Source organism: Porphyromonas sp. CAG:1061 (assembly GCF_000435035.1).
Taxonomy (GTDB): domain Bacteria; phylum Bacteroidota; class Bacteroidia; order Bacteroidales; family Porphyromonadaceae; genus Porphyromonas_A; species Porphyromonas_A somerae.
The window spans coordinates 1,780-10,266 of sequence record NZ_HF988939.1; the positions used below are offsets into that span (position 1 = coordinate 1,780).

The 8,487-nt window shown below is 43.3% G+C and carries 8 protein-coding genes and 4 tRNA genes; 6 read left to right on the plus strand and 6 right to left on the minus strand.

All coding sequences use genetic code 11. The features are described from left to right. The 3 genes from QVO39_RS07600 to QVO39_RS07610 form a co-directional block, all read right to left on the minus strand. Nucleotides 1–372, minus strand: a 372-nt coding sequence (locus QVO39_RS07600) for an MBL fold metallo-hydrolase (RefSeq protein ID WP_288171922.1), incomplete at its 3' end; no start/stop codon positions are given. A 1-nt stretch (nucleotide 373) separates the two neighbouring features. Then, complete coding sequence (gene murB, locus QVO39_RS07605) at nucleotides 374–1,420, minus strand: UDP-N-acetylmuramate dehydrogenase (RefSeq protein WP_021903666.1); 1,047 nt, start codon at nucleotides 1,418–1,420, stop codon at nucleotides 374–376. A gap of 10 nt (nucleotides 1,421–1,430) precedes the next feature. Further along, nucleotides 1,431–2,720 carry a replication-associated recombination protein A gene (locus QVO39_RS07610; protein ID WP_021903667.1) on the minus strand — a complete coding sequence of 430 codons (1,290 nt, stop codon included), beginning with the start codon at nucleotides 2,718–2,720 and terminating at the stop codon, nucleotides 1,431–1,433. Nucleotides 2,721–3,039: 319 nt separating this feature from the next. On the opposite strand from QVO39_RS07610, the gene QVO39_RS07615 reads away from it, so the two are divergent. Then, a tRNA-Lys gene (locus QVO39_RS07615) sits at nucleotides 3,040–3,112 on the plus strand. Between the two features lie 218 nt (nucleotides 3,113–3,330). On the opposite strand, the gene QVO39_RS07620 is transcribed toward QVO39_RS07615, so the two are convergent. Then, nucleotides 3,331–3,403: transfer RNA gene (locus tag QVO39_RS07620), tRNA-Thr, on the minus strand. Nucleotides 3,404–3,562: 159 nt separating this feature from the next. After that, nucleotides 3,563–3,636: transfer RNA gene (locus QVO39_RS07625), tRNA-Ile, on the minus strand. A gap of 298 nt (nucleotides 3,637–3,934) precedes the next feature. On the opposite strand from QVO39_RS07625, the gene dapB reads away from it, so the two are divergent. Genes dapB through QVO39_RS07645 form a run of 4 tightly spaced genes read left to right on the plus strand, consistent with a single transcriptional unit; the run spans nucleotide 3,935 to nucleotide 6,983 of the window. After that, nucleotides 3,935–4,654: a 4-hydroxy-tetrahydrodipicolinate reductase gene (dapB, locus tag QVO39_RS07630; protein WP_288171923.1), complete on the plus strand. Its 720-nt coding sequence runs from the start codon at nucleotides 3,935–3,937 to the stop codon at nucleotides 4,652–4,654. Nucleotides 4,655–4,660: 6 nt separating this feature from the next. Beyond that, a complete protein-coding gene (locus QVO39_RS07635) occupies nucleotides 4,661–6,046 on the plus strand; it encodes a S26 family signal peptidase (protein ID WP_021903669.1) in 1,386 nt (461 codons plus the stop codon). Beyond that, nucleotides 6,046–6,387 carry a hypothetical protein gene (locus QVO39_RS07640; RefSeq protein WP_021903670.1) on the plus strand — a complete coding sequence of 114 codons (342 nt, stop codon included), beginning with the start codon at nucleotides 6,046–6,048 and terminating at the stop codon, nucleotides 6,385–6,387. Before QVO39_RS07635 ends, QVO39_RS07640 begins: the two co-directional genes overlap by 1 nt. After that, complete coding sequence (locus QVO39_RS07645; RefSeq protein ID WP_244401855.1) at nucleotides 6,387–6,983, plus strand: WbqC family protein; 597 nt, start codon at nucleotides 6,387–6,389, stop codon at nucleotides 6,981–6,983. Before QVO39_RS07640 ends, QVO39_RS07645 begins: the two co-directional genes overlap by 1 nt. On the opposite strand, the gene coaA is transcribed toward QVO39_RS07645, so the two are convergent. Continuing rightward, nucleotides 6,952–7,896, minus strand: coding sequence for a type I pantothenate kinase (coaA, locus tag QVO39_RS07650; RefSeq protein ID WP_021903672.1), 945 nt, complete (start codon nucleotides 7,894–7,896; stop codon nucleotides 6,952–6,954). The two genes, QVO39_RS07645 and coaA, sit on opposite strands and share 32 nt — an antisense overlap. A gap of 300 nt (nucleotides 7,897–8,196) precedes the next feature. Between coaA and QVO39_RS07655 the strand changes: the two genes are divergently transcribed. Next, nucleotides 8,197–8,269: transfer RNA gene (locus tag QVO39_RS07655), tRNA-Thr, on the plus strand. Nucleotides 8,270–8,487: the final 218 nt, after the last annotated feature.

Genomic DNA, 8,487 nt, shown 5'->3' on the forward strand with positions numbered 1-8,487 from the left:
GGGGTAGCGGTGGTCTACAAAAGCGTAGGGAAGTCGGCGCATGACAGCCTGAATAACATTGGTCTCCGCATAGACAGGCACTTCAGGCTTGTCCCTAAAGAGCGGACGCATATCGTCGATGCCACCGGTATGATCGTAATGCTCGTGGGTGAGGAGGATACGATCAAGATTGTGGCACTGTACGCTGAGTAACTGGCTACGGACATCTGGACCGCAATCGATCAGGATATCCTCGCCCCCATACTGAATCAGTGCCGAGGCTCTATATCGCTGATCCCGTGGGTCTTGTGAGGTACAGGTGGGGCAATCGCAGCCGATTTCTGGTATCCCTGTACTCGTGCCGGTTCCTAAAAAGGTGAGCTTTCCCATCATTTTATCTTCCTATATTTCCAATGCTCTCCTGTGCACCGCTCCGCACCATTCGTACCTCGGGGTGTAGCTCAATATCAAATTGCTGACGCACTGCGTCAATGATTCGCTGGGCAAAGTCTACCACCTCGTAGCTATAGGCATTGTCATAATTCACAATCACAAGGGGTTGTTTTGGATAAGTACCCACCTTTCCATCCCTTACCCCCTTGAGCCCCACCTGCTCAATCAACCATGCGGCTGGTATTTTGAACTTCTCCTCGGGCAAAGCGTAGTGTGGCATCTCTGGGTACTTAAGCATCAAGTGAATGAAGTGAGGTTTATCAATAATTGGGTTCATGAAGAAACTACCTCCATTGGGGAGCACCTCAGGATCAGGCAACTTGCTTTCTCGGATACGAATCACCTCCTCCACAACCCTTTTCGGAGTGATAGAAGGTAGCTCACGAAGAGCCTGCAGACCTGCATAATGAAGATCGGGCTTTGGCAACCTTGAAAGCCGATAATCTACCGCATAAATCACCTCAAACTGCTGTGCCTTTTCCTTGAAAACAGAGTATCGATAACCATATTGGCACGCTTCATTAGTCCATATACGCTCTTCCCCTGTCTCTAAATTGATGCTATGAACCGCCTCTATCACCTGAGAGGCTTCTGCCCCATAAGCTCCAATATTTTGGACTGCCGAAGCCCCTACTTCGCCAGGGATCAGGGCTAGATTTTCCAAGCCCCATAGCCCTTTTCCGGTGGTTTCAAGGACCAACTGGTGCCAGTTTTTACCCGCCTCTACCCTCAGAAGGAGGGTCTCTTCATTTTCCTCCAAGAGCTCCACCTTTTGCCCCGAGTAGTGCAGCACCGCTCCCCTAAAGTCGCCAATAAAGAGCAAATTGCTTCCCCCACCCTTAATCATCATGGGCAAGGTACGGAAATACTCGTCGCGATATAGCTTCTGGATATCTTCTTTTGATTCGAGCTCAATGTAAAAACTCGCTTTGCAAGCCATTGCAAAGGTGTTGAGCCCCTTTAATTCAAAGCCTTTGTGTATCTGCATGATATTTATTCTAATGATTATTATTCTTATTTCTCACCTCCGCAAGTCTCGCTTCGTGTGGGTTATCGGCAGGTTGCCAAAAACTACTTCCTAGCAGAGCATCAGGTAGGTATTGCTGGGCCACGAAATGACCAGGGTAATCGTGAGGGTAGATATAATCCTTGCCATACCCTAGCTCCTGCATCAGCTCTGTAGGTGCATTACGTAGGTGCATAGGTACCGGGTGGGCAGTATGATTCCGCACATAGGCCAGTGCTTGGTCTATAGCTAGGTAAGCACTATTGCTCTTTGGGCTACAAGCGAGGTAAATGGTCGCTTCGGCCAAAGGGATACGCCCCTCGGGCCACCCAATCTTGTCCACAGCATCAAAAGCACTCTGGGCAATCAGGAGGGCATTGGGGTTGGCCAAGCCTATATCCTCAGCCGCCAATATCACCAACCGTCGGGCAATAAAGCGGGGTTCCTCCCCACCTCCTATCATTCTAGCCAACCAGTAGAGTGCTGCATCTGGATCACTCCCTCTGACACTCTTAATGAATGCGGAGATAATATCGTAGTGCATCTCCCCACCCTTATCATAGACGGCTGGATTTTGCTGTAGATAATGGGCGACTAACTGGTTATTGATCAATACCCGCTTATTTTGGGATGCATCGGGCATAGTGGTTAGTAGCTCCAGGATATTCAGGAGCTTCCGTGCGTCCCCACCCGAAGCGCCAAAGAGGGCATCTGTCTCCTGAATATCAAACTGGTACTCCTTCAGCACTACATCCTCCTTCGTCACCCGCTCCAAAAGCTGTTGCAACGCATGGGCGTCAAGCGACTTCAGCACAAAGACCCGACAGCGAGAGAGCAACGGCCTAATCACCTCAAAGGAGGGGTTTTCCGTTGTGGCACCAATAAGAGTGATGCTTCCCCGCTCCACAGCGTGAAGCAGAGAATCTTGCTGCGACTTACTAAACCGATGTATCTCATCAATAAATAGGATCGGTGTCTTACCACCACCAAAGAGGCCACTCCGCCGTTCGTCCGCTTTCTGGATCACCTCACGAACCTCCTTCACCCCTGCCGAGACAGCACTAAGCGTGAAGAAGGGAAGCCCCATCTGCTCACTGATAATATGAGCTAAGGTCGTTTTCCCTACTCCAGGAGGACCCCAAAGGATAAAACTCCTCAACAGGCCACTCTCCAGCATCTCGTACAGGGGAGCACCTTTCGCCACAAGATGCTCCTGCCCAACATACTCCGACAGCTGTGTAGGGCGCATTCTCTCAGCCAATGGTGCCAATTGCTCGCTCATAAGCCACTTTCAAAAAATGATCCTTCTATCCCTATTCATTACCCTCCTTAATTTCATTTTGTAAATATACCCATTTTTTCAGCCAAAAGAGAGAGGTTCGCCAAGAACGTCATTCCTATCCCCTCTATTGATTGTTGTCACTTCATTGAGATAGGGTCTCCGTTTTCATCTGGGTAGCGTCTGTTATTTATAGAATAGTCTTATAAGCATATCATTTTAATGGCAAAATGGTTATGAAATAGGTTGGATTAGGAGAAACCAATGTAATTTCTTTGTATACTTGAAATATTTATGTACCTTTGCAAAGCTTTGAAAGCGGGATCTGCTAGCTCAGTAGGTAGAGCACAACACTTTTAATGTTGGGGTCTTGGGTTCGAGCCCCAAGCAGATCACAGTTTGTTTTCGGTCCTCCTTCAGGAGGAGACAATATTAAAGCTCTTCAATCTACCTCTTTCATCGGTAAATTAAAGAGCTTTTTGTTTTGGGCAGTCACTGCATCTTTTCCAATACTCTCTACAAAGACCACATATATCTCTCCTCCAAAATAGGCTTCATTTCACAATAGAAAAAGGGTGCTAAAGTGCTGAAATCCACACTTTAACACCCTTTGAGCCTCTTGCCGGACTCGAACCAGCGACCGTCTGATTACAAATCAGGAGCTCTACCAACTGAGCTAAAGAGGCGGGTGGGTAAGCTATCTACATCGCGCCGCTACAACCAGCTACCCTTGCTGCGATCAAGCCCTGGGGGAGTTCACCAGGAGCTGGCCGTGCAGGACTTACCCGTAACGATTGCAAAGGTACCATTATTTTTTGTCGCTACCAAATGAATACCTTTAAAAGTGGTCCAGCTTGGACTTGAACCAAGGACGCCCTGATTATGAGTCAGGTGCTCTAACCAACTGAGCTACAGGACCAATCAAATAGATGCTTTGCGTGCATTACACGAAATCTTCGCATCCTCTCGTTTTTCGTGTTTGCAAAGATAGCAATAATAGTTTTCTCAGGCAAGTGTTTACGAAAATATTTTGCTTTTGGATCTATATAATAGGAATGATGCGCCTTGGTAGGTTATGCATCTTCTATTCAAATGCGTTTTTATAGCAAGCCTAAGCATTAAAGGGCGTTCCCGACTGATTTATAGATTGTGAAGTGAATAGAAGTATAGTAAAAGTTGTATCTTTGCCTATATGTAAACTAGATTAGTGCCGATATATGAGAATTTGTTTATTAGGATATGGAAGAATGGGGCACGAGGTGGAACAAGTTGCTCTATCTCGTGGTCATAAGATTGTAGCTACAGTTGACTCCGATTGGGATACTCTCCCAAGTTGCGATATTGTGATTGAATTTAGTCGTCCTGAAGCTGCATTTAATAATATAACTAAGTGTATGCAACAAGGGCTTCCTATCGTGTCGGGAACCACTGGATGGCTAGAGCAGTGGGGCAAAGCAGTTGATTGCGTGAAGCAGAATAACGGCACACTTTTTTACGCATCCAACTTTAGTGTAGGGGTTTATCTTTTCCGATTGATTAATACCTATATGGCAAGGTTGATGAACCATTATCCCAACTACCTACCAACTGTTGAAGAGACACATCATATCCATAAGCTAGATTATCCGAGTGGTACTGCACTCACCATTGCCAATGAGATGCTTGAGTATCTAGATACAAAGTCGGAGACTTTAGCGTATCTAGAACCTAATAAAGTCCCTACTCATAGGGATGACCAACTTTTGATCACCTCGATACGTAGAGATAGTGTCCCTGGAACCCATGTAGTTAAGTATGAGAGCGAAGAGGATGTTTTAACCCTTTCTCACGAAGCAAAGGGGAGAAAAGGTCTAGCACTTGGCGCCGTATTAGCTGCCGAATTTGTGGTTGATAAAAAGGGTATTTATGGAATGGAGGATTTAATTCGACTAGACTAAGTTATTATGGAAGAGAAGAAAAGAATAGATTGGAAGGGAGTTTCCAAGAAACAATGGATTAAAGCTGCGATTTGGGGCGTCATTATCCTTTTGTTTTCAATCTGGGTGAATAGTGCTTGGTTTTTCCTAATTGTTTATCCTTTCATCTTTGATATTTACGTTACTCGCTTTATTCCGTGGCGGTGGTGGGAGAAGTCTTCAAGTTCTGTAGTGAGGGGAATTATGGGACTTGTTGAGGATTTAATCGTTGTATTAATCATTGTGCACTTTCTAAACCTCTTTGTGTTTCAGCAGTTTAAGATACCTTCAGGCTCCCTTGAGAAAACAGCTTTAATCGGTGATCATCTTTTTGTAAGTAAGTTAAGTTATGGTCCTAGGGTTCCGATGACTCCCTTGGCATTTCCTCTATTTCACAATCAATTTCCTGGGGGTGGTAAAGCATATTTGGATAAACCACAATGGAAATATCATAGAGTCAAAGGCTTTGGAAAGGTAAAGATGAATGATATCGTTGTGTTCAATTTCCCGGTAGGAGATACTGTAGCTCTAAATGTCACGAACCCCGACTACTATACCCTTAAAAAGCAGTATGGGAGAGACCGAATATGGAGCGATAAACAAACGTTTGGAGAGGTGGTGTATAGGCCTGTGGACATGCGCGACCACTATGTCAAAAGAGCTGTAGGAATGCCTGGCGACTCGCTTCAGATCATAAATAATTCGCTATACATCAATGGGCAATTGATGAAAGAGCCTGAAAAACTCCAGTATAATTATTTCGTTGAGACTAATGGTAATCACTTCTCAGCAAAAGAGCTTCAAGACTTGGGTATTAATGAAGATGATATCGTATTATTAGCAAATCAAACCTTTGTGTTCGATAATGATACTCTAGGCACTTATGGGGCATTGTATCATTTCCCTTTGACTAAGGAAATGAAAGAAAAGCTAGAGCGACACTCTATAGTTACTAAGATTATTGTAGAACCTTCTCCATCAGCGGATCAATTTTACACTTTCCCAATAGACATGGAAACCGGTTGGACCAGAGATAATTATGGACCCCTTTGGATTCCGAAGAAGGGTGCTACCATATACCTCACTCCCAACAATCTAGAGCTGTATAAGCGATGCATCACAAATTATGAAGGTCATGATTTAGTCGTAAAAGATAGCATTATCTATATTGATGGCATTGCGTCGGACACTTATACTTTCGAGATGGATTATTACTGGATGATGGGCGATAATAGGCACAATTCACTAGACTCTCGTAGCTGGGGTTTTGTTCCTGAGGATCACATAGTCGGGAAACCGATGTTTGTATGGCTCTCTTGGGATAAGGATAAAGGTGGTGTGAGGTGGAATAGATTTTTTACCACTCTACATTGATGGGGAGAGAAAAAAATAAGAGCTATAGGTCATCAGGCATAGTTTGGTTATGGTTGATTTTCCTTGCGTTCCTACTTATCCTGATAAAGTTTTTCTTCATTGGCACCTATTACATTGAAGGTGATAGCACGACACAAAAGAGTTTGATAATCGTCTCTATCCAGTCAAAACCAAAGGTTGAGGGAGATATTATTCTCATTGAGCTCACAAATGGGGAGCTAGCACCAGCCGAATACATCACTCACACAAAGGAGAAGTGCAAAGTCCGTATAGGAGGTGAAGAGAAATGGATCAAGACAAAGATGATTAAGGGCAAGATGATAAAATCATTTAGACTATGATGACTTTGCCAACTGCCTTTTTGCCCAACATACCCTATTTATATCTTCTCGCTCACAATAAGGTCAGTGGAATATATGTGGGTGAACAGTATGAGAAACAAACCTTTCGAAATAGGACTAACCTTATGGGCCCCAACGGAAAGGTAACCTTCACTATACCAGTAGAGAAGATTGGATACCCATCACCATCTACATACGAAGTTTGTATTTCCGAGCATGGTCAATGGAGGAATAAATTGTGGCAAATGCTTAGAAGCAACTATTGCTCCACACCATATTGGGAGCATTATTGTGAATCAATCGGGAAGCACGTCTTCAACCCAGCTCATCGCTTAGTGGATTACAATCACGATTGGTTGGCTTTACTTTGTAAGTTAATTGGTATTGACACCCCTCCTTTGGTACATGCCCAAGATGATTCACCAATTATTTTGACCGAGTTTTACACCCCCAAACATCATCTTTTTTCAAGAAGATACTGGCAGGTATTTGAATACAAGTTCGGATTCCAACCAAATTTATCAGCCCTAGATATGCTACTATGTATAGGTCCAGAGAGTAGGCTTATACTTTTCGAAGACGAACCGATCGCATAGCATGGTCCGTTCCTTTTTCAAGGATTAAGCTTGATCTGAACTTAGTCGGTAGGATATTTTCATATAGGTTTTTAAGGTTAATCTCTTCCCAGATCTGGTTAGCTATTGCTTTTGCCTCCTCTAATGGCAAGTCAGCAAATCTTGTGAAAAATGAATCAGGATTATTGAAGGCTGTTTGCTGAAGCTTGATAAATCGATCCACATACCACCTTCTAATATTTTCCACATCTGCATCCACATAGATAGAAAAGTCAAAAAAGTCCGAAACAAATACTTGCTGCGTGGCTTCCATTCTATCCGGATCTACCTGCAATACATTAATTCCCTCCACGATCAATATATCTGGTTGGTCAATGACCTGTACTTCATCTGGGATAATATCGTAGAATAGATGTGAGTACACTGGCACTTCCAAGTATCTTTTACCACTTTTTACTGAAAAAAGGAAGTTGATCAATCGCTTTGCATCATAGCTTTCAGGGAAACCTTTGCGATCCAAGATTCCTCTTTTCGCCAGCTCAGCATTGGGCAAGAGAAAACCATCGGTGGTCAGGAGGTCCACCTTAGGGCACGACTGATCCATTGAGAGTAGTTTCTGAAGCACTCGTGCCGTAGTACTCTTCCCCACAGCGACACTTCCAGCAATCCCAATTACGTAAGGGACATTATGAGACGGCTTATGGAAAAACTCATCATATTCATTGTGTAGTCTCTTAAAGTGAGTGATATGAATTTGAAGCAACCTGCAAAGTGGCAGATATATATCACTAATTTCAGACTCAGTTAGTGGTTCATTGAGAGCTCTTAATTTACTCAAGTCAATCTGTGAAAAAGGAAAGTCGGGATGGCTATCAAGCCGGCTCCATTCATTACGAGTAAAAGTGCGAAAAGGCGAAAAAGTTGAGTTTTGCATTGTTTTGCGACTTTAATCTACCGTGCTAAACAATAAGACTCTGTGGAGTGCTGTTCAACCAAAATAGTGTTTTTTTGAACTGCAACAAACCACTTATCCCATTGGATGAAAAGGTCAGACAGATATAGTGATTACGCTTAGATTTCATACATGTTACAAATTGTGACGCAAATGTACCTATTTTCACCAACATATACCCCTACAATCAAATCTATTCACCCAGGAATAATCACCAATTATTATTATGAATTCTAATTAATTTATTATCTTTGCGACGTCAAAGACAAACCATAACAGTTTGCCGAAGTGGCTCAGTTGGTAGAGCAACGCATTCGTAATGCGTAGGTCACGGGTTCGAGTCCCGTCTTCGGCTCAAAGTATATAGAGAAAAGCATATGGTTATAAGGGAGTGCAGACAAGCATTTCCTTATTTTTTTGTGATAAGGTTGCCGTAGATAATATCTAATTAAAGCGGGAATAATGGCTAAACAATACTCTTTTGATTGATGTGGTATCAAGAGTATTGCAATGTGCATATCAAAATAGTTATTGCAAAAAAACAATATATTGCACTTGCCAAATAGTCAGCTT